This window comes from Streptomyces eurythermus (genome assembly GCF_014649115.1).
GTDB lineage: Bacteria > Actinomycetota > Actinomycetes > Streptomycetales > Streptomycetaceae > Streptomyces > Streptomyces eurythermus.
Window position 1 is genome coordinate 1 of record NZ_BMSK01000016.1, and the last position, 422, is coordinate 422.

Annotated in this window: 1 protein-coding gene; it reads left to right on the forward strand. The window is 66.4% G+C overall.

The window, feature by feature from the left end:
• The coding region (locus IE251_RS27950) for a non-reducing end alpha-L-arabinofuranosidase family hydrolase (protein WP_268253346.1) at positions 1 to 422 on the forward strand (422 nt) is incomplete at both ends.

Genomic DNA, 422 nt, shown 5'->3' on the forward strand with positions numbered 1-422 from the left:
TGGGGTGCCTGGCCGTTCATCTACCGCACCTCCAGCGACCCGACCAACCCCAACGGCTGGTCCGCCCCGCAGCCGCTGTTCACCGGCAGCCTCCCCGACTCCGGTACCGGTCCGATCGACCAGACGCTGATCGCCGACGACCAGAACATGTACCTGTTCTTCGCCGGTGACAACGGCAAGATCTACCGGGCGAGCATGCCGATCGGGAACTTCCCGGGCAGCTTCGGCTCCTCGTACACCACGGTCATGAGCGACACCGCGAAGAACCTGTTCGAGGCGCCGCAGGTCTACAAGGTCCAGGGCCAGAACCAGTACCTCATGATCGTCGAGGCCCGGGGCGCGAGCGAGCAGCGCTACTTCCGCTCCTTCACCGCCACCAGCCTGAGCGGTTCCTGGACCCCGCAGGCCGCCACCGAGTCCAA